Origin of the sequence: Microcoleus sp. AT9b-C3 (assembly GCF_036705485.1) — a bacterium.
In the GTDB taxonomy this organism is placed as follows: domain Bacteria; phylum Cyanobacteriota; class Cyanobacteriia; order Cyanobacteriales; family Microcoleaceae; genus Microcoleus.
In genome coordinates this window covers 16,390-40,077 of record NZ_JAUBUR010000035.1, presented here as the reverse complement: position 1 = coordinate 40,077, position 23,688 = coordinate 16,390, and the positions used below count along the sequence as shown (strand labels likewise).

Sequence of the window (23,688 nt, the reverse complement as noted above, 5' to 3'; positions counted from 1 at the left end):
GTAAGTGGGAATTGGTAATGGATAATTTGTAATAGGGAATTGGTAATGGGAATTGGTTTTAGAGGTAAACTCAGGTACGATCGCGCGATCGGTTTGGCAGCGTCGGGTCGATCGCAGTGGCCCCGCCTTCCGACAAAAACTCCACCTTCCAGTTTGACTGAAAATTGCTGCTCCGAAGCCACCGATCTTAAAAAGATATTAAAATAAATCAAAGTCAAGTAAAAGTGTTAGTGGAATCCTTCATGTCAGTTTTGGCAGCGATCGCAGTTTTAGGTATCTTGATTGTCGTTCACGAACTCGGCCACTTCCTGGCGGCGAGACTTCAACACATCCACGTCAACCGCTTCTCTATCGGTTTCGGGCCCATCCTCTGGAAGTACCAAGGCCCGGAAACTGAATACGCCCTCCGCGCCTTTCCCCTGGGAGGTTTCGTGGGTTTCCCGGACGACGACCCAGACAGTACAATTCCCCCAAATGACCCGAATTTGCTCAAAAATCGCCCCGTGCTCGATCGGGCGATCGTCATTAGTGCAGGGGTAATTGCCAACTTAATTTTTGCTTATTTCCTGCTGGTGGTGCAATTGACAACTGTCGGCGCTGCAGAAATGAACTACCTACCGGGAGTTAAAGTCCCGGAAGTCGCCGCAGAAGTCAGTTCGGCGGCGAAACAAGCGGGAATTCGATCGGGCGACGTTGTTCTGTCTGTTGACGGCAAGGAATTGGGCGCTTCCCGCGAAGCAATCAAATTATTGGTAACAGAAATCCAAGATCATCCCAAGCAACCCCTAGCGTTGGAAATTCAGCGCCAAGAACAAAAATTTGTGGTGACAGTCACTCCCGAACAGTCCCCCGACGGCAAAGGTCGCATTGGCGTGCAGCTAACTTCTAACGGCACTGTGGTGCGGCAGAGGGCAGGAATTGTAGAGGCGTTTAGCAAGGCAGCCAAAGAATTTGAGCGGATTGTGCTGCTGACTGTTCAAGGTTTTGGGCAGTTACTTAGCAATTTCAGCCAAACTGCCGACAAGTTGTCAGGGCCTGTGGCGATTGTGGCGATTGGTGCAGGGATTGCCAAATCGGATGCTGCTAGTTTGTTTCAGTATGCTGTGCTAATTAGCATCAATTTGGCTGTGATTAATATCTTGCCTTTACCTGCTTTGGACGGCGGTCAGCTAGCTTTTTTGTTAATCGAAGGACTCCGGGGTAAACCTTTACCGAACCGGATTCAGGAAAATGTGATGCAGACGGGTTTGGTGTTGTTGCTGGGTTTGGGAATTTTCTTGATTATTCGGGATACAGCTAATTTGGCTGGGTTCGATTTGATGGGCAATTTTCGGCAACAGTAAATTAAGGAATTGGGAATTGGGGAAAATTTAAAAGTATTAATTTTTTCTAATTCTCCGCCTTTTTTATTCTCGTATTTACCCAATGGGTAAGGTGCGCACTGCGCACCCTACATTTAGATTATGTGTGCAGTTTTCCCAATGGGTAAGATGTACAGTGCCAGCCCTTGATTTACATTAATGACTCGAAATAAGTTAAGTTTAAAACAACGATCGCTCGAAATTCTGATTCGCCTCAAACGCCTGTATCCAGAAGCTCCTTGTACTCTCAACTACGAAACTCCCGTGCAGTTGCTGGTGGCGACGATTCTCTCGGCTCAGTGTACGGACGATCGAGTAAATTTGGTAACGCCGGCTTTGTTTGAGCGTTTTCCCGATGCGGTTGCTTTGGCAAATGCTGATATAGAAGAACTCGAAAGTCTGGTGCGATCGACTGGTTTCTACCGCAATAAGTCTAAAAATATTAAAGGTGCTTGTCAGGCGATCGTCAATAAATTTAACAATCAAGTGCCGCAGCGGATGGAACTGCTGCTAGAATTGCCCGGAGTTGCCCGCAAAACAGCTAATGTCGTTCTCGCTCACGCTTTTGGTATTAATATGGGCGTGACGGTAGACACTCACGTAAAACGTTTGACTCAGCGGTTGGGATTGACCGAACATAGCGATCCTACAAGGATCGAGCGGGATTTGATGATATTGTTGCCGCAGCCGGATTGGGAAAATTGGTCGATTCGGTTGGTTTATCACGGCAGGGCGGTTTGTAATGCGAGAAATCCGGTTTGCAATATTTGCGAACTTGCAGATTTGTGTCCTTCTGCTAATAGTTTGGTGTTGCGCCAAGGTTAAGTACAGGCAAGATGCGTGTACCACAAAAATGTTGAGTTATTGCAGATTTGTACCCTTTTGCTAATAGTTTGGTGTTGCACCAAGGTTAAGTACAGGCAAGATGCGTGTACCACAAAAATGTTGAGTTATTGTGGAACAGGCATCTTGCCTGTTGCTAAAAATCTTGTTAACAAAAGAAATAATTCAAATAAAAGAGATCCGAAATCACCAAAATATACTAAAATGGTAGATTGTGATTTATCTAAGGATATCAACAGATTATGGCTAAGAAGAGCATGGTCGAGCGCGAGAAAAAGCGCCAGAGACTCGTAGACAAGTATGCCGACAAGCGGGAAGACCTGAAAGACCAGTTTGACCAAGCTACCAATCAGATGGACAAAATGGCGATTCACCGCCAACTGCAACAGCTACCCCGCAGCAGTTCGCGGACTCGCTTGCGGAACCGCTGCTGGGCAACTGGACGGCCCAGAGGTTACTATCGTGACTTCGGACTGTCTCGCAACATGATGCGAGAAATGGCTCACGAAGGTCTTTTGCCCGGTGTTGTGAAGTCTAGCTGGTAGCACGAAGGAAGAAGGAAGAAGGAAGAAGGAAGAAAGAAGGAAAAAACTCACAATTAATCGGCAGGATTATGTTTCGGGTTAATTTTTGTTTCAGACTTATGAGTTAAATTTTCCTCCTTCTTGCTTCACTGACCGCAGCATTTATCGATGCCGAGACTTTCGAGTAACAAGTCGCTGACGGCGTTGGCGATCGCAAATTCGCCGTAGAAGCTTTTAGAAAAATCATAGGCCTGCATTTCGGTGACGATCGCAATTACGAGGCTGCCCACGTCATTTTCGCCTTCCATGCGCTGGCGGACATAGATTTGGGCAGCTCTTTTAGCTATTTGCTGGTTGGCTGCTTCTGGGATAAACTCGGAGTCTAGCCATGCCAGCAGCGTTTGTTGGAGCCATTGGCCTTCTTGTTCGGGGTTTTGGGCGGGCGGTAAGGTAATAGGTTCAATGATTTCAGACATGATTATTCCTAATTGCTAATGTTGACTTTGAAAAGTTAACTGAGAAATGACAACTGATAAATATATGCAATATGATATACCGACAATTATACAAGGATACGCGCAAGGCTATTTCTTGATGGCAAATGACGGGGAGGAAAGTTTGGGGTGGTATTCGAGCCGGCAGCGGGCGCTGATTCCCCTGGATGAAAGATTTACCTATCCGAAATCCCTGCGCCGCCAACTCAATCAAAATCGATTTTCGGTGGCTGTGAACCGCGATTTTGGGGCGGTGGTTGAGGGTTGTGCCGATCGCGAAACGACTTGGATTTCTAGGGAGCTCAAGAAGATTTACTGGGCTTTGTATGAGGCCGGTTGGGCTTACAGCTTCGAGACTTGGTGCGGGGACGAATTGGCGGGCGGTATTCTCGGATTGTCGATCGGCGGTGCGTTTATTGGGGAGTCGATGTTTTACCGAATTCCCGAGGGTTCTAAGGTGGCGATGGTGAAGTTGGTGGAGAGATTGCGCGACCGATCTTATCTGCTTTTCGATGCTCAAATGAACAATCCGCACTTGGAAAGATTCGGCGCTTATACTGTTAAGGAAAAACTGTACAACACTCTTTTGCAAGCAGCTTTGAAACGCCGCTGCTCGCTATTTTGAATATTCTGTAAGTAGGGAAACGGCAATGCCCTTTTCGGCGCGGATAGTTGCTTCAAATAATAGTATAATTAAGCTCAGATACTTCTCGGAGACAACCACAATGCAAGTCACAACCGAAGAAATTATTTATCCTTCCAGCGACGGTCAACCAATGGCAGACAGCACAATACAATACAAATTAATTGTCACAATCAAAGAAGGTTGCGAATCGCTGTTTGAAGAAGATCCCAACGTGTTTGTAGCCGCCGATTTACTGTGGTATCCAGTTGAAGGTAGACCAGATATTTCTCAAGCGCCGGATACGATGGTGATATTTGGTAGACCAAAAGGCGAGCGACGTTCCTACATACAGTCTCGCGAAGATAATATTGCTCCCCAAGTCGTCTTTGAAATTCGCTCCCACAACGATAGTAACACAAAAATGAACAAGAAACTTTCATTTTACTATCGTTATGGAGTCGAGGAGTATTACCTTTACGATCCAGAAAGAAATCAGTTAGAAGGTTGGCAAAGAATTGAAGGAATCTTAGAACCCATTGAACCGATCGAGGGATGGATAAGTCCCAGACTGGGAGTGCGGTTTGAGTTACCAGAAGAAGGGTTAGAAATCTATCGCCCTGATGGAGAAAAGTTTCTTTCCTATTCCGAAATAAATGCAGAGCGGCTATTAGAGCGACGGCGCGCAGAACAAGAATTTCAGCGTGCCGAAGAAGCCTCGCAGCGTGCCGAAGAAGCCTCGCAGCGGGCCGAACAAGAAGCTCAAAAAGCGGAACGTTTAGCAGCCAAACTGCGCGAATTGAACATCGATCCTGATAGCATCTAAGCTGGAACTAGGAGAATAAACCCGGTTTGTCAAAGAAATCGGGTTTCTGGGGATTGCAGTTATTTACTTTTTTCAGGGCGAACCGGGATATTTGGTCGATCGCCCCCCAGCTAAAATTACATATACTACAATACATAATACAGATATTTGAGCCAAAATCCTTGGAGCTCAGAAAAATCAGAATCGAAGCCCCTTGAATGTGTAAAAATACTGAAGCAAACATTACTAAACCCTGCACGGAGCAATTGTTGTGGATTCCAGATATAACCCCCAATCCATAGAAGAAAAATGGCAGCAGACATGGGCTGAGCAAAACTTAGACCAGATGCCTGAAGATACGCAAAAGCCTAAATTTTATGCCTTATCCATGTTCCCCTACCCGTCGGGAAACCTGCACATGGGCCACGTCCGCAACTACACAATCATCGATGTAATTGCCAGACTCAAGCGAATGCAAGGTTATCGGGTATTGAATCCGATGGGATGGGACGCTTTTGGTTTGCCCGCAGAAAATGCAGCCATCGAGCGAGGAATTCCCCCTGCACAATGGACTTATCAAAACATTGCCCAAATGAAAGGCTTATTTCGCCGCCTGGGTATTTCTTTCGACTGGACAAAAGAAGTTACAACTTGTTCTCCCGATTATTATCGGTGGACTCAATGGATTTTCTTGCAATTTTTAGAAGCAGGATTAGCATATCAAAAAGAAGCCGCAGTTAATTGGGACCCTATAGACCAAACAGTTTTAGCAAACGAACAAGTAGATAACGAAGGTCGTTCCTGGCGTTCCGGTGCCAAAGTCGAGCGCAAATTATTGCGGCAGTGGTTCCTCAAAATTACCGATTACGCCGAACAGTTATTAAACGACTTAGAGAAATTGCCAGATTGGCCAGAAAGAGTCAAATTAATGCAAGCCAACTGGATCGGCAAATCAGTCGGCGCTTACTTAGAATTTCCCATTGTCGGAATGGATGAAAAAATCGCCGTTTTCACCACACGTCCCGATACAGTTTACGGCGTCAGTTACATTGTTTTAGCGCCGGAACATCCACTAACTCAGCGCGTGACAACCGAAGATAGAAAAGCCGCCGTAGAAACCTTCATCAAAGAAGTCGCCGCCCAAAGCGAGATCGATCGCACAGCCGAAGACAAACCAAAGCGCGGCATCCCCACAGGCGGCAAAGCAATCAATCCTTTCAACGGCGAAGAAATCCCCATTTGGATTGCCGATTATGTGCTGTACGAATACGGCACCGGCGCAGTCATGGGAGTACCCGCCCACGACACGCGAGATTTCAAATTTGCCAATCAATATCAACTGCCAATTAAAGTAGTAATTGTAGATGATGATGAAGTTCCGCTGACGGAAGCTTACACCGAACCCGGAATTATGATTAATTCCGAAAGCTTCAACGGCATGGATTCAATTAAAGGCAAAGCAGCAATAATTAAATATGCCGAAGATGCAGGTTGCGGCAAAGCGCGAGTGCAATATCGCTTGAGAGATTGGTTAATTTCTAGACAGCGCTATTGGGGCGCTCCCATTCCCGTAATTCACTGTCCCACCTGCGGAACAGTCCCCGTCCCCGCATCGGATTTGCCCGTATTGTTGCCGGAAAATGTAGAATTTACCGGCAAAGGTTCGCCCTTGGCAAAGATGGAAGAATGGGTAAACGTTCCTTGCCCGAGTTGCGGCACTGCGGCGAAGCGGGAAACAGATACGATGGATACTTTTATCGATTCTTCGTGGTATTTCTTGCGCTACCCCGATGCTCAAAATCAAGAGCAAGTCTTCGACAGTGCCAAGACAAATGATTGGATGCCCGTAGACCAATATGTGGGCGGTATCGAACATGCAATCTTGCACTTGCTGTATTCGCGGTTCTTTACCAAGGTTTTGCGCGATCGGGGTTTAATCAATTGTGACGAACCATTTAAACGCCTGTTAACTCAAGGCATGGTGCAAGCAATGGCCTACAAAAATCCTGTTACTGGCAAATACTTTCCCCCAGCAGATATAGACCCCGCAAATCCCAAAGATCCTCAAACTGGCGAAGCTTTGCAAGTCTTCTACGAGAAGATGTCCAAATCAAAATACAATGGCGTTGACCCCTTGGAAGTTATGGGCAAATATGGGGTAGATACGGCGCGGATGTTTATTTTATTCAAAGCACCGCCAGAGAAGGATTTGGAGTGGGATGATGCTGATGTAGAAGGGCAATTTCGCTTTTTAAATCGCGTTTGGCGCGTGGTTACAGAGTTTGGTTCACCCCCCCCTGTCACCCCCGGTCAAGAGGTAGAAAATGCTGAATTAAGTAAACCTGAGAAGGATTTACGGCGGGCGATTCACACTGCAATTAAGGAAGTTAGCGAAGATTTGGAGGGCGATTATCAGTTCAATACTGCTGTTTCTGAAATGATGAAACTCAGCAATGCTTTGAATGATGCTAAATGTAAAGATTCGCCAATTTATGCAGAAGGAATTAACACTTTGATTCGCTTGTTAGCGCCTTTTGCGCCGCATATTGCTGATGAATTGTGGCACAATACTGGTAACAGTGAATCGGTGCATACGCAAACTTGGCCGGCTGTCGATCCATCTGCTTTAGTTACCGATGAAATTACGCTGGTAATTCAAGTGATGGGCAAGACTCGCGGCACAATTCAAGTGCCTTCTGGTGCTGATAAAGCTGCTTTGGAAAAGTTTGCTCGCGAGTCGGAATTGGCCAAGCGTCACCTGGAAGGTAAGGAGATTAAAAAGGTAATTGTCGTGCCTGGGAAGTTGGTTAATTTCGTGATAGCTTGAGGGTAAAAGTCGCTACCTGTAGGCAACGTATCGTTTCTACACAAACACAACCTAATCCCCTTTAAACACTATCGGGCAACTATTATTTACTGTAAGAGTAGACAAGTTGCCCTTTTTTTACTAACTTTAAGGGAATTTTAGGATTGTTTAGCGGCGCGTTTTTTAGCCTTACCTTTTCTTCCCATTCTTTGAATTTAGGTTCCAGCATTTCAGGTGTAAGTTTATAAATCTCTTTGAGAGTTATGCCTTCATACAGTCCAATATACCAAGCTTCTACTCTGCGATATTTGTCAAGTATAATCTCATTCAAATGATGGTGAGTAGTGACCCCACCGCTTCTATTGAGAGCAATATTTATTGTTTTAAGTTCGTATTCTTTTCCTTCAGCATCAATAGCATCGTTTCCTTCACGTCCCGGCGATATCCGCAGCCCTAAAAGGATTAATAACTGTAAAGTCTTTCCCCCGTTATCTTGAAAAATATCCGCAATACCATATTCACTAGCCAGATTTTGCAATTCTTGGATGCTTTTCATAGCATTTTCTAGCCGTTTAGCATCTGAAATGCGTTCTGCTTCCGTGGTAACAGCCTCTTCAACAGGCTCTACAACTGACGGAGAAACTGGTTCAGCTATTAGGGTGCTAATGAGAGCTGTACTCTCGCCGCTTTGGCTAAAACTGATTAAATAAGTAGCGGGTACATCGAGCGCTTCAGCTAGAGCGAAAATAACTTCAAAGGATGGCGATCTTTCACCGCGTTCCAATAAGCTGATATAGTCAGTAGTCTTGTCTATGAGTTCTGCTAACTCGTCCTGTGTCATCCTTTTTTCTCTGCGTAACTGACTTACCTTGGCCGCAAATTGTTGTCTGGCTTCTTTGTAATTCATACCCCTCACAATTCATAAAAACGAACTGAAAGTTCGCTTTTTGAATGGTACGAAGAATTTATACACAAAGCGACGTACTGAAAGTACGGATTTACTATGACTGAAAGTACGGATTTTGATATAATGACAGTAGGCTGTGTCTGTTGTACCTTAAACTAATCTAAATTAAACATGAGTAACCTTTTGCCCGCCCCAATTTACACTACCAAATACGGTCAATCTTATTTGGGAGATTCTCTTCATCTCCTGAATAGTCTTGCTAGCAATTCTGTAGATTTGGTGATTACATCCCCTCCTTTTGCATTGCAACGCCAAAAGAGTTATGGAAATGAAGATCAAGATTTATATGTTGATTGGCTGCTGGGCTTTGCTTCTGAAATTAAAAGAGTTCTCAAGGATACTGGAAGTTTTGTTATAGACCTTGGAGGTGCTTATCAAAAAGGAATACCTGTACGATCGCTGTATAATTACCGCGTGCTTATTAGGTTATGTGACGAATATGAATTTAAACTTGCTCAAGAGTTTTTCTGGTTTAATCCTTCAAAACTTCCATCTCCTATAGAGTGGGTGAATAAAAAGAAAATTCGGGCTAAAGATTCTGTAAATACTGTTTGGTGGCTTTCCAAAACGAATCAGCCTCAAGCGAATATTAGTAAAGTTAAAGTAGAGTATTCTGAGAGAATGAAAAAACTTTTGAAAAATGCTGATGAATTTTACACGCCCAAAGAACGTCCTTCCGGTCACAATATTAGCGATCGATTTGCCAAAGATAATGGAGGTGCTATTCCATCTAATTTGCTAGAGATTTCTAATTCGGAAAGTAATTCTCAATACTTGCGTTGGTGCAAAGAGTTTAATGTTAAGGCGCATCCGGCACGTTTTCCCCAAAAATTACCGTCATTTTTTATAAATTTTCTTACTGAACCAGGAGACTTGGTAGTAGATATTTTTTCGGGTTCTAATACTACGGGTCAGGCAGCAGAAGAATTATCAAGAAACTGGATAAGTTTTGAAAAGGAAAAACAATATGTTGCTGCATCAATATTTAGATTCTTGCCTCAAGAATATTTTGGGCAAGCGGATACAATATACAACAAATTGTTAACTGAGGAAGCATCAGGATTGATTTTACCTCAAAACAGGCTACTTTTTGAAGTTAATAATTATTGTTTTTAATTAGGCTAAATAGTCTAATTTTTATTCAGATATGAAACTGTCTCTTGAAATCGCTTCTACACACACAAATTCCCAGCAGAGAGGGACTAAAAGAGATGATTTTAATTATTAGTTTCAAAAAGCAATTGCACGATCGCTCCGCAGTCCAATTTTAATACTGATTGAGCGCTACCGCCATTAACGGCAATTTCTAGCCAACCGTCAGAACCAGTTATGGCAATTAAATCGCCCGGTTGGCTGTCGCTGTAGGTTTTACCGCTGGGGATGCGAATTGCATCAGAACTATTGCTAATTGTCAATGACCAATTGTTACCTATAAGGCAATTATTGGGGATATTAGTAATTAGATTGCCGAAGCGATCGACATATTGAACACATCCTTCTATACCTGTGGCTGTAACGGCACAATTTGGTATCTCTAACTGCACTAAACTTGCAGGGTCGATCGCATCTCCCAACTCTTCCAACGCCACCCCGTTCGCCAAGTGAGCGCCCGCTGCAGCGAAAATATCGCGACCGTGAAAAGTGCTGCTGGGTTGAGGTGTTCGCCAGTATTTGGGGTTGGTGAGTTCGACACAGGATCTCGCACTTTCCCGACTCAACACCCCGCTAAACAACCCGTTATCCGGCCCGACAAGAAAGCAATTAGCACATTTAATCGCAACCCCGCGTCTCTTGCTTCCCACACCCGGATCGACGACAGCAACGTGTACTGTTTCCGGCGGAAAATAAGCAAAAGCAGTCATCAAACAAAACCTCGCGGCCGCAATATTTTGAGAGGGTATTTGGTGCGTAATGTCAATGACTTTTAACTGCGGGTTAATTTGGGCGATCGCACCTTTCATCACTCCCACATAAACATCGCTTAATCCAAAATCCGTAAGCAGAGTTATAATTCTATTTTTAGACATATATCCAAAGGTAAGAATATGGTATCACAATGGGAAAACTTTCTGCAAAACTTGGGAGAATGGCACGGTTCTTTTACCCAGTTATCGCCGCGAGGAGAGGTACTTCAAGATACTCCTAGCGTTATTTCTCTCGAAGGTTTCAATGACAACAAAAATGTGCGATTGAAACTCCGTCGCTTTTCCCCAAATCCTAACGGTATCGGCGAACCAGAAGTGAGCGAACTTGTTCGAGAATATCAGGGTTTGGGACGGGATATCTTGTTTTTTGAAAATGGAGCTTTTTGTCAGGGTACTATTCAACTAGCGCCTTATTCTGAGTGCGGTGCCGAGTTTGGTTTTATCTACAATTATCGCCGATTGCGCTTCGTTCAGCTATACAATACCGACGGCAATTTATCAAACCTTACCTTAATTCGGGAAAAACAGCCGGATAAAAATGTCCCCGAACGTCCGCCTTTAACTGTTGAGGCTTTGCTGGGAGAATGGCAGGGTGAGGCGGTGACAATGTATCCAGATTCGCGTTCTCCTGACTTTTATTCTACCAAACTGCAATTGCATTTGGAAAATGGCGATCGCCTAGTAAACAAAATCACTTTTGGCAGTAATGATACTGTTATCAGTTCTAGCGCCAGCATTGACGGTTCAGTTCTGCACTTTAACGAAGGTGCTTCGCCCGTGCAAGTTGTACTCCTTCCTGACGGCGGTTCTTGCACTTTACCTGTCAAAATTGAATTGAGAAAACCTATATTTTTCGAGGCAGGTTGGTTGGTAGAACCTGACTTGCGGTTTCGGATGATTCGCAGTTACAATGAGCGGGGTGAATGGGTAAGTTTGACTTTAGTTACTGAACGCAAAGTTAGTCATTGATTAGTATGAGCTAGTTCACAAACACTCTTTAATTTCCACCCATAATCTACATAAACCCGCCCCCATTTAGGGCGGACCAAAGTTTATGTATCTGCGAGTTTTATTCGCCGGACTTTGTTTCCTGCGTTTGCGATTGAATCACCGCACTCCAGTCATCATTATTAACAGCCGCTTCCAAATCCTTAGCGCGTTCGCCGTCACTTTGGGCGGCAGTTTCTAATTCTTTGGTAAGACTGGAATCTGCCATTGCTTTCCGCAATTTCAGCTTCTTTTCCTCATAAGCTTTTTGTTCCTCCGCAGACATTGCCGATCGCGCCGCTTGGCCTACCGTAGCCGCCCACATTTCGCTGTCAGCACCGTTTCCAGGCGGAATGCTGCCGAGTTCTGCTATCCAAGCATCCCGCAAACTTTCCATTTCTTCCCGCTTCGGGAATTTGAAAGTTTGCACGCGCAGGAAAGCACAATTTTCTGCGCCATTTTGGGCGATGTGACCGTTGATTGAAAGCAGGATATTTCGCGAATAACCGATAAACTGAGTGTTGCGGGAAGTGTCCATTACAGCGTAAACGCCGGCGACTTTCGCGTTAGTTGCCAAATCGCGCCATGTATCGATCGCCATTACTTGCGTGCCGTCATTTTCTAATGCCGGAGTTGCAGCAACGGCGCTATGTTCTGAGTCGGAACTGTATAAAAAGTTGTGCAGTCCTTCATGGGCGACTGGTACGTTTTGATGTTCTATTGCTACGTCTCGATCGGCATTCACTTGATTAGCTTCCATAAAACCCAATTCCTCAAAAAATGTCAAATTTACTCATTCAATCCCACTTTCAGGGGCAGGCTTTCCGGCCCACCCCACAATAAAGTTCTGTTTGTGGAACAGGCCGAAAAGCCTGTTCTATTGTTTTTTTTGCCCTTATATACTTAACTTGCGGCAATTTGTTGCAATTCCTCGTCAGTCAATTTAACTTCCAGCGCCCCCACAGAGTCCTCAATACTCGATACTTTGGTCGCACCGGGAATCGGAACGATGCAGGGCGATTGAGCCATTAACCAAGCTAATACTATACAGTAAACTGAAACGTTTTTTTCTGCGGCTAATTTGGCGATCGCGGGTATATCTTGCAAGCTGGTGACGCGGCGGCTTCCTCCCAAAGGACTCCAGGGAAAAAATGTCAGTTTTTCGGTTTCGCAATATTCCAGAACGCCGTCTGATTCCGGCTGTCTGTGCCACGGATTGTACTGATTCTGTACAGAGACAATTTCTACTGTATCGCGGGCGCGTTTAATCTGCTCTACAGAAAAGTTGGAAACTCCAATAAATCGAATCATTCCTGCTTCTACTGCTTCTTTTGCGGGTGCTAGGGCTGCTTCGATGGTATAAGCGGGATCGGGGGAGTGATATTGCCAAAGGTCGATCGGTTTCTCGCCGCCCAATGCTTCAAAACTTTCGCGAATTGTCTGGCGCAAATGATGGGGGTTGCCGTTGCGCGTCCATGCACCTTGAGGCCGCATTAAGCCGCCTTTAGTGGCGACAGTAACAGCCCGAGTATCTCCGGTGTACTGTTCCAAAGCTTTGGCAATCAGTTGTTCGTTGTGGTGTTTGTCGGATTCATCTTGGCAGTAGGAATCTGCGGTGTCAATTAGGGTGACACCCAAATCGAGGGCGCGGTGAATTACCGCAATTGATTGCGATTCTGGCGGCCGGCTGCTTAAGGACATTGGCATACCTCCAAGACCGATCGCGCTGATAGTAAAATTACTGTTACCCAGTTTTTTTCTTTTCATTGGTTTGCCTTCGTTTGCGTGGTTTATTTCCAGTTTACATTTCAAGGATAGGTTGAAATCTTACATTTATTTAACTATCTAAGTAAATAGAAAATAATATTTTTTAGATAAGCTGTTTTGCCTTAAAAATGTATATTTCAATTCCCTGTTCCCCGGTGTCAAATCCTCTCCCTCTCAAAGATAATAGACAATCTAGATGTGCAGCAGTTTACCTACCGATTTAACTAGCTGGAAGCGCTAGTGTAAAAGCGGAGTGCAAATTGCCAGAAGTAGCGGGAGAAAAATAACAGCCCGATCGCCAATATTCCCGCCCCTGCGATCCAAACGATTTCACCTCTCCCCAGCATGGCTTCTGCTGGCACAGTCGTCAAGAAGGCAACGGGAACTACGAAAGTGAAGAAAAATCGATAAGCTGCGGGATAAGCTGCCATTGGAAATCTGCCCGCTTCTAACAATCCTTTGAGGACTTCGGTAACATTGTAAATTTTGACAAACCAAATGCTGGTGGCCCCTAACATAAACCATATACTGTAAAGAGTAATAGTTCCGAATAACAGCGGTATTGCTGTTAAAAAATAGTTACCGATTTCTACTCCCAACTTGTTAGCAGCATACAGCAGCAATACGGTGCCGAAGATTAAATCTGGGATTCCCCAAGGCGAAACTGTGTTTGCAGATAGCCAAAATTGGGAACTGATGGGTTTGAGGAGTACGAAATCGAGAGTACCTTGCTGCACTCGATCGACAATACGGCTGAGGTTTGGCGCGAGAAAAGTTGACGAAAACCCCTGCAAAATCGTGAAAATACCGAGTACAACTAAAGCCTCTTCCCATGAATAGCCCGCAAACCTGTAGCCGGTACGGTAGAACAAAAATAGCCCAAACAAGCTGCCCGCAAGATTTCCGAGGCTGCTGAGAGTCGCGAGGACAAAGTTGATTCGGTATTCTAGTTCCGCTGCGATCGCCGCACCCCAGAACAATTTCAGTACGTGCAAATATCGTCCCATGTTTGTCGCCATTTTTTGCCGTGTAAATACTTAAATTCGCATATTTTAAAGGTTGTGTGAAGTTAACTGCTGTACAGGCTGCTCATTTCACTATAACTTTAAATTATTTATACCGCTTAGTTAAGTTGTTTGACTAACACGCATTATTAACTTATCTAACAATATTTAAACAAAAATTACAATTATTAATTTCACTTCATCTTAAACCCATATCTTTTGGCAATTATTAACAATAATTTATATTTTACACCAACTATCGCTTCATTGATTGGAAATACTAATATGTTACAATTATTAATATGATAAAGATTTGACAAATATAGTAATTCTAAAATTTATAACTCTTGCAAGGATTGCTATATGATAAGAGTTGAGGGTAAAAATACAAGATTAAGGCACCCGGATAGCGCGTATAAAACGAAAAAGTCTTGTTATTCTAAATTAGACAACCACTTTCTAAGATATTCAATTCAATTACTAATTCACGCTTCTAAAATTTGCAGATGTTCCAATTCCCTATCCAAATTAAAGCAATCATTTTCTGCGTCCGCGCTCGCATTATAAGTTGATCGTACCTTGATTCAGCAACGCCTACCTAATTTTAATTAACATCCTGTCCCTCCCTTAAGCAGGGCTGGGGGGACAGGATGGGAGGGGAAACGAGGCTTAAAGCGATCGATAAACGCGATAGTTAATTTCAGGGAAAATATTATCAATCTCCTCAACCTTCTCCAACCAACCCGAATCAACTTTCCCTTCTTTCACTTCATCGTAAAGCTTGTGAAAGCGCATTAAATGCGATCGAGTCCGTCGCACTGCATAGGGCACCATCGTTCCTGTACGCATGATAAACGCCCAGTCAGACGATTGAGCTAGCAGCACTTCCCGCGCCGCCTGGTTCAAAGCCCGCCACTGCAATTCATCCGCAGGTTCCATGCTTCCCAACTCAATCATCCGTTCCGCAGCTTTGTGCAAGTGCGGGTAAATCCAAGCATTGGTATCGTTGAGCCAATATTCGTGGAAACCCCGGAAACCCCAGCTAGACTGAGACGGGCGGCAAACTTGCTGAGTCGGATTTCCCCGCAAATAATCGGCTAAGTGCGTCATCTCGTAGGTATTTTGGTCGTACCAACTCTTGCGGAACAGGTAATCTAAGAACCAAGGCCCTTCGTACCACCAGTGGCCGAAAAGTTCGGCGTCGTAAGGCGAAACAATAATCGGCGGACGCTGCATAATGCCGTTGAGGTGTTCGACTTGGCGTTCCCGGTTGAAAGCAAAGTTGCTGGCGTGTTCGGCTGCTTTTTCCCGTGCCCAGTAAGGATCGTACAACTGTTTATCGCCTAAACCCAATCCGCGACCGGTGATTTTGTGATATTTAATCCCGGTATTTTTCCGCTGGCCGTTGGGCATGATGTAGGGCTTAATGTAGTCGTAGTCAGCTTCCCAGCCCAAATCTTTGTAGAATTCGCGGTATTCGGCTGCGCCGGGATAGCCGACTTCCGAAGACCAAACCTGCTGCGAGGATTCGTGATCCCGGCCGAAGGCTGCTACTCCGCATTCGGTGAAAATTGGGGCGTAGCTGCCGTAGCGGGGACGCGGGCGGGCGTAGAGGATGCCGTGACCGTCTGTGAGAAAGTAGCGGAGGCCGGCGTCGGCTAACATCCTCTCTAAGCCTTCGTAGTAGGCGCATTCGGGCAGCCAAATTCCTTTTGGTCGGCGGCCGAAGTTTGCTTCGTAGTTGTCGCAAGCTACTTGAATTTGTGCCCAAACTGCTTCGGGGTACATTTTCATCAGCGGTAGGTAGCCGTGGGTGGCACCGCAGGTGATGATTTCGAGGTTGTTGGTATCTTGGTGTTCTTTGAAAGCTTTGACTAAATCTCGATCGTACTTTTCCCAAAAGTTGCGGACTTGAGAGAAATGGGCGGCGTAATGTTCTGCCAAATAGCGGAGGTGGCCGTTTCCGCTGTTGTGTTCCATTTCGAGATCGGCTAATTCTTCGAGTTTAGCCAAGTGGTCGTCGAAGCGGTCTTGCAGCAAGGGATCGCGCAGCATTGCCACCAAGGGCGGCGTCATGCTCATGGTAATTTTAAAGTCGATGCCGTCGCGCTTGAGCCCTTCAAAGACTTGCAGCAGGGGAATGTAGGTTTCCGCGATCGCCTCAAACAGCCATTCTTCTTCTAAAACGTAGTCGCTTTCGGGGTGGCGGACAAAAGGCAAGTGGGCGTGGAGAACGAGTGCGAGGTAGCCAATAGTCATAATGATTTGGATGCCGTAGTTATTAACTGCAGCCAGTTAGGCACAGCTTTAAAATATTTTAAGATTTTATGCTGAAACGGGACTCACAAAGTGCCGTGTTTTTTTAATGACCTTTCTCTAACAAACTAAATGTCAGCAAATTCTGATTTTCTGCTTGCTGTCGGATTAGGGCTGCTGCTGTTTGAGAGTCTACTGCCTTTGAGAAAAAGAATCCCTGGGCGTACTCACATTTTAACCCTTTTAGTATAGATAGTTGCGAGGATTCTTCGACTCCTTCGGCTACTACATCCATGCCTAAATTGTGGGACAAAGTAACTATCGACCGCACAATTTCTGTGGGGTCAATGCCTCCTTTACTGAAATCGAACTCACCTCCCATCCTGCTAACAAAAGAGCGGTCTATTTTTAAGGTATTGGTGGGGAAGCGGTGCAGGTAGGAAAGCGATGAATAGCCGGTGCCGAAGTCGTCAATGCACAAGTGTATGTTTCGGGTTCTGAGCTGCACCAGCATAGCTGTTACTGATTCGGAATTTTCTATGAGTACGCTTTCGGTAATTTCTAGTTTTAAACTGCTGCCGTCGAGGTGAGTTTCTGCGAGAACTTGGTCGATGTATTCGATTAAATCTGGCTGAGAAAACTGTTTGACAGAAATGTTGACGCTAACGCTCAAGGGGGGGTGGTTGGGAAATAGCTGCTGCCACTGGCGGATTTGGTGGCAAGCTGTGCGGAGTACCCAGCGGCCGAGGGGTACGATCAAGCCGGTTTCTTCGGCGATGGTGATGAATTCGCCGGGGGAAACTAAGCCGCGTTCTGGATGCTGCCAGCGCACTAGGGCCTCAAAACTGGTAATTGTGTTAGTGGCGATCGACACGATCGGCTGGTAGTGAATAATAAACTGGGGCGCTGGGGATAAGGGAGGTAAGGCTGATTCGGAGGATGGCGGAAAGTCTTCTTCTGTGCCCGGCTCTCTAATTGATTCGATCGCCCGCCGCAGGTCGTTTTCTAGCTGCAACAGCCGCAAAGCGTGGGCGTGCATGGAACTGTTGAAAACTTCGTGTCGGGCTCTGCCGAGTTCTTTGGCGCGGTACATTGCTGTGTCGGCGTCGCGCAGCAGGGTTGTCGGTTCCAGGTATTCGCCAGAACTCAAAGCTATGCCGATGCTGGCGGTGATAAATACTTCGTGTCCGTCTAGAAGGATAGGGGAGGTGATTTTCTTTTGCAGGCGGTTGACAATGGTGGTAGCTTCATTGATGCCCTCGATGTCTTCTAGCAACAGCACAAACTCGTCTCCTCCGAGGCGGGCCACGGTATCTCCGACCCTCAGACAAGCTTCCAGACGCCGCGCGATCGATACTAGCAGTTGATCGCCGATGGCGTGGCCGAGGGAATCGTTGACTACTTTAAATCTATCTAAATCGAGAAACAGCACGGCAAACAAGTAGTCTTTGCGCCGTTTTGCCATCCTCAGAGCGTGTTCCAGTCGATCGGTAAATAGCGATCGGTTGGGCAATCCGGTGAGGGCGTCGTGAAAAGCATCGTGCAGCAGTTGTTCTTCGGCGAGTTTGCGCTGAGTGATGTCGTGACAGTTAATCACGATTCCCTCGACTGCGGGATCGTACAGCAAGTTGGTGGCTACAGCTTCTACATAACACCAGGAACCGTTGCGGTGGCGGACTCGGTACTCAACAGGGGACTGGCTTCTTTTGGGGTTTTCAATGGCTTTGTGGAGGGTTTCGGTGATCGTGGCGCAGTCGTCGGGGTGAACTATTTCTAAGGCGCTGCGGCCGATCGCCTGGTGGGGCGGGTATCCTAAAATTCGCTTGACGGAAGGGCTGATGTAGCGGAAGATTCCTTCGGCGTCGAGAATGATCGTGATGTCTGTGGCATTTTCAATCAGCGAGCGAAATCGCTGTTCGCTTTGGCGCAGGGCTGATTCTGCTTGTTTGCGATCGCTGATGTCGAGGGCTACTCCGTCTATAATTATGTCGCCGTTTTCGTTTTTGGAAAATTTAGCGCTGTCTTGCACCCACTTGACCTCCCCAGATCTCAGAACGATGCGGTACTGGCGATCGCACGGCAAAAGACTCGCTCTTGATGCTGCTACCCTGCTGTCACACGAGCTTTTGTCCTCTGGATGGATGATTTCGGTCAAGAGTTCTGGGTGCGAAATCACTTCTTCGGCCCCGAACCCAGTAACTTCGCGCACGCCCGGACTGATGTAGGGCATGGACATTGTGCCATCTGGATGCAGCACGGTGCGGTAGACTGAGCCGGGAATGTTGGCTGCCATTGTGGCTAGCTGCTGCTGGATGCCGCAGACTGCTGCTTCGGCGCGCTTGCGTTCTGCCAGTTCGGTTTGGGCTTGTTGGTAGAGTTCGGCTTGGTGGATCGCGATCGCGCACTGATCGGCTATGGCTTTGAGTAGCGACAGTTCTTCGATGCTCCAAGAGCGCGCCCGATCGCACTGATAGAGGCTAATTCCTCCCAAAAATGACTGCTGGTAGAGCAGTGGGGCGATCGCGACGGAGCGAAACCCTACCAACTCTGCTGATTCTTGCAGGGACGGGCACAGTGTTGATAACTCGTCGATGATCAAGGTTTCCCCGGCCGCGAGCCCGGATCGGTAGTGCTCGGCCACTTTGCAATTTAGCCCGACAAACCTTTCTCTGTTGGATGCTTTGCTGATGTATCGAACTTTGATGCCGCCTTCAGCATCTGGCTGCAAGATCGCGCAGGCGGTGATGTCTAAAGCTTCGTGCAGTTGATCTGCGGTGGTTTGCAGCACTTCGTCGAGTACAAGGGTGAAGCGCATGGCTTGGAGGATGCGGTTGACGATCGCTTCTCGCTGAGCTTGCCGCTGAATTTGGGCGATCGCTTCTTGTTGCTGGCGCCGCATTTTGTATTCTTGGAGCGATCGTTCTAAAACTGTTGGCAACCTAAACAGCCGCCCTTTTAATACGTAATCGGTCATTCCGGCTTTGATGCACTCTACTGCCGCTTCTTCTCCCAAACTTCCCGTTACTAAAATCAAGGGTATGTCTTGCCCTAATTCCTGCATTAATTTCAACACTTCTAAACCGTTGAAACCGGGGAGTCGGTAATCTGAAAGTACAGCATCGTACTTGCAATTTTCGAGCATTTTTCTGCACTCTGTTGCTGTTTCTGCCGTGTCGCACTTAAAATTTACCCCCCCCGCTTCTAAGGCGAGCACTATTAATTCCATATCTTCTGCCATGTCTTCGATAATCAACAAGTTTAATGTTGATTCCGCTACCATTTTTAGTAGATAGTTGGTCTGATTTATATCTAACATAAGGTATTGGGTAGGTTTTCAATTGGTTATTCGTGTTGTTGCTAGTAATTTATTAGACGGAATTTGCTTGTTAATTTTATCTCGATATTTTTAGCAAAATCAATTATATACTCTACTCTCAAAACTTTTATTTAGCACCGGCCGTCGAGGGCTGACAGAACCGATTGGGGATCATCCCAATTTTTTAAAGAGCGTTTTTTAGGAGTACGAGCATCTTGCACTGCCAAGCCTAGATCTTTCGCTTCCATCCCTGACGAAGTGAACATTCCTGTCACACCAAAATTCTGATGCTCTCATGGATTGTGACTTATTTAAGTGTATAAGAGTTTTAAATTCAGAATTTAAAACTCTTATACACTTAACTTACGAATCTATACTACCGTTTGAGATTGTTTGCCCTAGTTTAAAGTAAAAGGTGGCTCCTTGACTAGGTAGGCTTTCGGCCCAAACCGTGCCGCCGTGGCGGTGAATAATCCGCTGGACGATCGCCAAACCAATGCCCGTACCTTCAAATTCTCTCTGGGAGTGCAGCCTCTGAAAGGCTGCAAACAGGCGATCGGCATATTCCATCGGAAAACCCACCCCGTTATCCTTGACAAAAATCGTCCCATCAGGTAAACCCTCAATAACTATTGTAGCCGGAGTGCGTCCTCGGCTGAACTTGACGGCGTTGCTAATCAAGTTGCTGAACACTTGTTGCAGCAAGGTTGGATCTCCCATTACCGTCGGTAAATTTCCGACTGCAAATTCAACGCTGTGGGGAGTTTGGGTCGGATGTGCGACGGTTGGTGGTTTAGTCAATTTAATCGCATTTTGTACCAAACGGCTCAGATCGATCGGAATTTTCCTCAACTCGGTGCGACTCACCCGCGACAGGGCGAGCAAACCGTCAATCAACAGGCTCATTTTTTGGCTGCTGTCTTCAATTACTTCCATATAGTGAACTATTTTGCGATCGCTCAAAGCCTCAGTTAATTCTAGCCGCTGCTTCAACGCTTCTACAAAACCTGAAATGTGTCGCAAAGGTGCGCGCAAGTCGTGGGAAACTGAGTAAGAAAAAGATTCTAATTCTTGATTGGCAGCTTCTAATTGCTCTGTGCGTTCTGACAAAGCTTGTTTTGTCTCTACCAACTCAGTGATATCGCGAGAAGTGCCAATTAAAGCATAAACCTCACCATCGAGATTTCTCAGGGGAATTTTAAAAGTATCATAGTAGGAATTGCCACCGTAACTCACGAACTTTTCCTGAAAGTGCAGAGTTTCGCCTGTTTCAAATACCTGCAAATTTTCCCGGCAAAATCGTTCTGCGAGTTCGGGGGAAAAACATTCAAAAACTGTTTTGCCCTGCATCTCTTTGCTGCTGTTAAAACCGCAAATTTTGGCAATAGTTTTGTTGACAAAAGGCTGGCGCATATTTTTGCGTTCGACCACAAAAATGCGATCGGGCAAAGCATCAAAAAAAGTCTCTAATTCTGCGGTACGCTGGGCGACTTGAGCTTCTAAAGTTTCGTTGAGTTCTTTGAGTTCCGCTTCTACTCGTTTGCGTTCGGTGATATCTTGACCAATGCCGATACAACTGCCGTCGGAAAGGTGAACATTTGCCCAAGAAGTGTCGATAATTCGCCCGTCTCTAACTTTTGTTTTGAAATCGCTCCAGTTCTGAGTTGCTGCTTGGATGAAGTCCAAGACGTATTTGCGGTATTCCGGCTGCGGATAAAATTCTGCCAACATATCGCGAGCTTTGGTTTCTGCAAAACTCCAGCCGAGCACTTGTTCCCAGTGGTGGTTTACCCAGTTTATTTGACCGTTTTTATCTAAGAAAGCGAGCATGATCGGCACGTTGTCGAAGATAGTTTGCAGCAGTTCTTTTTGCTGTTTTAATGATTCTTCGGCTTCTTTGCGATCGCTGATGTCAAGTACGGAACCGATAAATTGTAAAATTTGTCCGTCTGGGGTTCTTTTGAAAATTTTAGAGCGATCGTGCACCCAGCGCCATTCCCCATTTTTGTGTTTGATTCTGTAGTCTATGTCATCCGTTTCATAGGGATTACTGCTGCGTTTGAGCCGCTCCATACCTGTAATTAGCTTTAACAGATCCTCGGGATGAACTAAGTTAGCGAGAGCGTCTGTACCCAAATCTTGCAATTCTTGGGGAGTGTATCCCAGCATGGCTGTGATCGATTCATTTGCATAAATATTTTTGTTTTCTACGGCATCGTAAATGTAGAGAAAGTTAGGTATTGTGGTAACAATACTCTCTAAAAGTTGCTGATGTTTTTGCAGTTCCCATTCTGCCTGCTTGCGCTCGCTTAAGTCCAGCACAAAACTGACGCCTAACTGCTTCGTTCCTTCTAAAAATGTGCTACCCAGTAGCACAGGAACGCGGCTACCATCGGAGCGTATAAATTCTTTTTCAAAGGGAACAACCGTATTTCTGGCCTTCAGCTCGGCAACTTTTTCTGTATCTAAACGCACGTATTCTGGCGGTGTCATTTCTTGCCAGTTAACTCTTCCTGCAAGCAGATCGTCCCGCGTATAATTTACCGTGTTTAAAAAAGCGGCGTTGGCATCTGTAATGCTGCCGTTAAGATCCCAAAAAATTAGGCCGATCATGTTAGAATCAACTATGGCTTTAAATTTGGATTCGCTTTGTCGCAACTGCGATTCTACTTGTTTGAGTTCTGTGATGTCGCGGGCAATGGATAAAAGTGTTTCGACTGAATTGTCTTCAGCAAATTCGGGAATGACTCGACAGTGGTAATGTTTTATGCCATCGGGAGTGGGAAACTCAAATTCTATGGTTTCTTGTTTGCCGGTGCCAAAAACTTTCAAAAAAGTCTCGTCCCACAGGTCGCACAAGTGTGGTGGCATTCCTGATTCTCTATAACTCTTGCCAATCAATTGTGCGGGGGTTTTTCCGGTTGCTGATTCTACTGCGTGGTTGATGTAAATGTGGCGGAATTCTCGATCAAACCTGGCGATGATATCGGTCGCATTTTCCGCTAGGGTGCTGAAAGCTTTTTCGCGTCGGTGCAGTTCTTCTTGAATGCGGTGGCAATTGGTTATGTCTCTACCAAAAGATAGAATTGAAACTACTGCCCCCGATTCATCGATGAGTGCAGAATTGTACCATTCGCAGTAAATTATCGAGCCATCTTTGGTATAGTTGCGGTTGCGGCAAATGTTGCGGGTTTCTCTGTTGTGTAACAGTTGATTGGTGACGGCGCACATTTGCTCGAAGTCTTCTTGATGAACTATTGACCATTCGTGCCAGTATTTGCCGATTACTTCTGCTGCACTCCAGCCAAATATTTGTTCTGCCATTGGCGACCAGCGCACTACCCGAAATTCTTTGTCCCACTCTATAACGGCCATTGGGGAGTTTTCTAGGTGAAATTCCCGTCGCGAGTTGGCTTTTTTTATTTGAGTTTGAAGTTGCTGCCGGAGTTGCTTCGCCCCGACCAAGCGGTCGCTGAGTTCCTGTGTGTTTGCTGAGCCGGCTTTGGCAATGTGAGCAATGGTTTCTGCTGTTTGTTTTTCGAGTTCGTTCCAAGCGAGTTCGAGGGCTGATTCCGCCTGCTCTAGCTCAGTGATGCTGTTCTGAAACAGTTTGGCACTTTCAACTGGAATTTCAGGCATAGTTTTGACACTTAGGCAAGTGTTACTTTGAGAATTCAAAATTAAAGCTTAAAAAATAAAAATATGTAATTTCCTGTTAAATTATACATTTTTAATTTTTAGTGTGTGCGTGGAGCCGATCGTTGGAGGCGGGCGGCGTTATTAAAGGCTGCCAGTCAAAGGATTTGGGGTGCAGATCGATCGGCAATTGTGGTGGATCGATCTAAAACTCTCCTGCGTAAGGGAAGGGTGCGGGCAGGAGCAGGCGCTAAGTATATTTTTGCATAGAGTTGTTGTTTGGGGGCGATCAAAAGGAGATTGGTGTGGATCTGGGCCTCGCTCGCATCGCAACTCTGTAGCAGGGTATTTTGTGTGCCGATCCCTGTCTCTACT

The 23,688-nt window shown here is 45.8% G+C and carries 18 protein-coding genes; 9 read left to right on the top strand and 9 right to left on the bottom strand.

All coding sequences use genetic code 11. From position 1 onward, the window contains the following. Positions 1-45: 45 nt before the first annotated feature. From QUB77_RS25155 to rpsN, 4 genes are all read left to right on the top strand, one after another. The gene (locus QUB77_RS25155) at positions 46-207 is read left to right on the top strand and encodes a hypothetical protein (RefSeq protein ID WP_333178174.1); all 162 of its coding nucleotides are present in this window, start codon (positions 46-48) and stop codon (positions 205-207) included. 35 nt (positions 208-242) lie between these two features. After that, on the top strand, positions 243-1,343 hold the full coding sequence (rseP, locus tag QUB77_RS25150) for an RIP metalloprotease RseP (RefSeq protein WP_333178177.1): 1,101 nt from the start codon (positions 243-245) through the stop codon (positions 1,341-1,343). 177 nt (positions 1,344-1,520) lie between these two features. Beyond that, entirely contained in the window at positions 1,521-2,186 is a 666-nt protein-coding gene (gene nth / locus QUB77_RS25145) for an endonuclease III (protein WP_333178180.1), read from the top strand. A gap of 260 nt (positions 2,187-2,446) precedes the next feature. Beyond that, a complete protein-coding gene (gene rpsN / locus QUB77_RS25140; RefSeq protein WP_333055623.1) occupies positions 2,447-2,749 on the top strand; it encodes a 30S ribosomal protein S14 in 303 nt (100 codons plus the stop codon). A gap of 125 nt (positions 2,750-2,874) precedes the next feature. Here rpsN and QUB77_RS25135 read toward each other — a convergent pair whose 3' ends face one another. Beyond that, entirely contained in the window at positions 2,875-3,204 is a 330-nt protein-coding gene (locus QUB77_RS25135) for a hypothetical protein (RefSeq protein WP_333178183.1), read from the bottom strand. 64 nt (positions 3,205-3,268) lie between these two features. On the opposite strand from QUB77_RS25135, the gene aat reads away from it, so the two are divergent. From aat to leuS, 3 genes are all read left to right on the top strand, one after another. Beyond that, complete coding sequence (aat, locus tag QUB77_RS25130; RefSeq protein WP_333178248.1) at positions 3,269-3,847, top strand: leucyl/phenylalanyl-tRNA--protein transferase; 579 nt, start codon at positions 3,269-3,271, stop codon at positions 3,845-3,847. A 100-nt stretch (positions 3,848-3,947) separates the two neighbouring features. Further along, positions 3,948-4,670 carry a Uma2 family endonuclease gene (locus QUB77_RS25125; protein ID WP_333178184.1) on the top strand — a complete coding sequence of 241 codons (723 nt, stop codon included), beginning with the start codon at positions 3,948-3,950 and terminating at the stop codon, positions 4,668-4,670. 250 nt (positions 4,671-4,920) lie between these two features. Next, positions 4,921-7,476, top strand: coding sequence for a leucine--tRNA ligase (leuS, locus tag QUB77_RS25120; protein ID WP_333178187.1), 2,556 nt, complete (start codon positions 4,921-4,923; stop codon positions 7,474-7,476). Positions 7,477-7,558: 82 nt separating this feature from the next. Here the strand turns inward: leuS and QUB77_RS25115 are convergent, their stop codons facing one another. After that, positions 7,559-8,362, bottom strand: a complete 804-nt coding sequence (locus QUB77_RS25115) for a helix-turn-helix domain-containing protein (protein ID WP_333178191.1) — start codon at positions 8,360-8,362, stop codon at positions 7,559-7,561. Between the two features lie 171 nt (positions 8,363-8,533). Between QUB77_RS25115 and QUB77_RS25110 the strand changes: the two genes are divergently transcribed. After that, positions 8,534-9,538: a site-specific DNA-methyltransferase gene (locus QUB77_RS25110; protein ID WP_333178193.1), complete on the top strand. Its 1,005-nt coding sequence runs from the start codon at positions 8,534-8,536 to the stop codon at positions 9,536-9,538. A gap of 101 nt (positions 9,539-9,639) precedes the next feature. Here the strand turns inward: QUB77_RS25110 and QUB77_RS25105 are convergent, their stop codons facing one another. Beyond that, positions 9,640-10,449, bottom strand: coding sequence for an SAM-dependent chlorinase/fluorinase (locus QUB77_RS25105; RefSeq protein ID WP_333178196.1), 810 nt, complete (start codon positions 10,447-10,449; stop codon positions 9,640-9,642). A gap of 18 nt (positions 10,450-10,467) precedes the next feature. On the opposite strand from QUB77_RS25105, the gene QUB77_RS25100 reads away from it, so the two are divergent. After that, entirely contained in the window at positions 10,468-11,316 is an 849-nt protein-coding gene (locus QUB77_RS25100) for a DUF3598 family protein (protein ID WP_333178198.1), read from the top strand. A gap of 100 nt (positions 11,317-11,416) precedes the next feature. On the opposite strand, the gene QUB77_RS25095 is transcribed toward QUB77_RS25100, so the two are convergent. The 6 genes from QUB77_RS25095 to QUB77_RS25070 form a co-directional block, all read right to left on the bottom strand. After that, positions 11,417-12,094: a GIY-YIG nuclease family protein gene (locus QUB77_RS25095; RefSeq protein ID WP_333178201.1), complete on the bottom strand. Its 678-nt coding sequence runs from the start codon at positions 12,092-12,094 to the stop codon at positions 11,417-11,419. 143 nt (positions 12,095-12,237) lie between these two features. Beyond that, positions 12,238-13,101, bottom strand: coding sequence for an aldo/keto reductase (locus QUB77_RS25090; RefSeq protein WP_333178203.1), 864 nt, complete (start codon positions 13,099-13,101; stop codon positions 12,238-12,240). 224 nt (positions 13,102-13,325) lie between these two features. Beyond that, on the bottom strand, positions 13,326-14,120 hold the full coding sequence (locus QUB77_RS25085) for an ABC transporter permease (RefSeq protein ID WP_445251770.1): 795 nt from the start codon (positions 14,118-14,120) through the stop codon (positions 13,326-13,328). A 654-nt stretch (positions 14,121-14,774) separates the two neighbouring features. Next, positions 14,775-16,364, bottom strand: coding sequence for a glycoside hydrolase family 57 protein (locus QUB77_RS25080; protein WP_333178206.1), 1,590 nt, complete (start codon positions 16,362-16,364; stop codon positions 14,775-14,777). A gap of 103 nt (positions 16,365-16,467) precedes the next feature. Then, on the bottom strand, positions 16,468-19,677 hold the full coding sequence (locus QUB77_RS25075) for an EAL domain-containing protein (RefSeq protein WP_333178209.1): 3,210 nt from the start codon (positions 19,675-19,677) through the stop codon (positions 16,468-16,470). 363 nt (positions 19,678-20,040) lie between these two features. Next, on the bottom strand, positions 20,041-23,316 hold the full coding sequence (locus QUB77_RS25070) for a PAS domain S-box protein (protein WP_333178212.1): 3,276 nt from the start codon (positions 23,314-23,316) through the stop codon (positions 20,041-20,043). Positions 23,317-23,688: the final 372 nt, after the last annotated feature.

Excerpts from the sequence above, each read along its gene's own strand:
- QUB77_RS25100 (WP_333178198.1), top strand. The coding sequence starts at position 10,468 with ATGGTATCACAATGGGAAAACTTTCTGCAAAACTTGGGAGAATGGCAC.
- QUB77_RS25090 (WP_333178203.1), bottom strand. The coding sequence starts at position 13,101 with ATGAAAAGAAAAAAACTGGGTAACAGTAATTTTACTATCAGCGCGATC.
- QUB77_RS25075 (WP_333178209.1), bottom strand. The coding sequence starts at position 19,677 with ATGTTAGATATAAATCAGACCAACTATCTACTAAAAATGGTAGCGGAA.
- QUB77_RS25135 (WP_333178183.1), bottom strand. The coding sequence starts at position 3,204 with ATGTCTGAAATCATTGAACCTATTACCTTACCGCCCGCCCAAAACCCC.
- QUB77_RS25115 (WP_333178191.1), bottom strand. The coding sequence starts at position 8,362 with ATGAATTACAAAGAAGCCAGACAACAATTTGCGGCCAAGGTAAGTCAG.
- QUB77_RS25105 (WP_333178196.1), bottom strand. The coding sequence starts at position 10,449 with ATGTCTAAAAATAGAATTATAACTCTGCTTACGGATTTTGGATTAAGC.
- QUB77_RS25110 (WP_333178193.1), top strand. The coding sequence starts at position 8,534 with ATGAGTAACCTTTTGCCCGCCCCAATTTACACTACCAAATACGGTCAA.
- QUB77_RS25155 (WP_333178174.1), top strand. The coding sequence starts at position 46 with ATGGGAATTGGTTTTAGAGGTAAACTCAGGTACGATCGCGCGATCGGT.
- QUB77_RS25070 (WP_333178212.1), bottom strand. The coding sequence starts at position 23,316 with ATGCCTGAAATTCCAGTTGAAAGTGCCAAACTGTTTCAGAACAGCATC.
- aat (WP_333178248.1), top strand. The coding sequence starts at position 3,269 with ATGCAATATGATATACCGACAATTATACAAGGATACGCGCAAGGCTAT.
- nth (WP_333178180.1), top strand. The coding sequence starts at position 1,521 with ATGACTCGAAATAAGTTAAGTTTAAAACAACGATCGCTCGAAATTCTG.
- QUB77_RS25085 (WP_445251770.1), bottom strand. The coding sequence starts at position 14,120 with ATGGCGACAAACATGGGACGATATTTGCACGTACTGAAATTGTTCTGG.
- rpsN (WP_333055623.1), top strand. The coding sequence starts at position 2,447 with ATGGCTAAGAAGAGCATGGTCGAGCGCGAGAAAAAGCGCCAGAGACTC.
- QUB77_RS25095 (WP_333178201.1), bottom strand. The coding sequence starts at position 12,094 with ATGGAAGCTAATCAAGTGAATGCCGATCGAGACGTAGCAATAGAACAT.
- QUB77_RS25080 (WP_333178206.1), bottom strand. The coding sequence starts at position 16,364 with ATGACTATTGGCTACCTCGCACTCGTTCTCCACGCCCACTTGCCTTTT.
- rseP (WP_333178177.1), top strand. The coding sequence starts at position 243 with ATGTCAGTTTTGGCAGCGATCGCAGTTTTAGGTATCTTGATTGTCGTT.
- QUB77_RS25125 (WP_333178184.1), top strand. The coding sequence starts at position 3,948 with ATGCAAGTCACAACCGAAGAAATTATTTATCCTTCCAGCGACGGTCAA.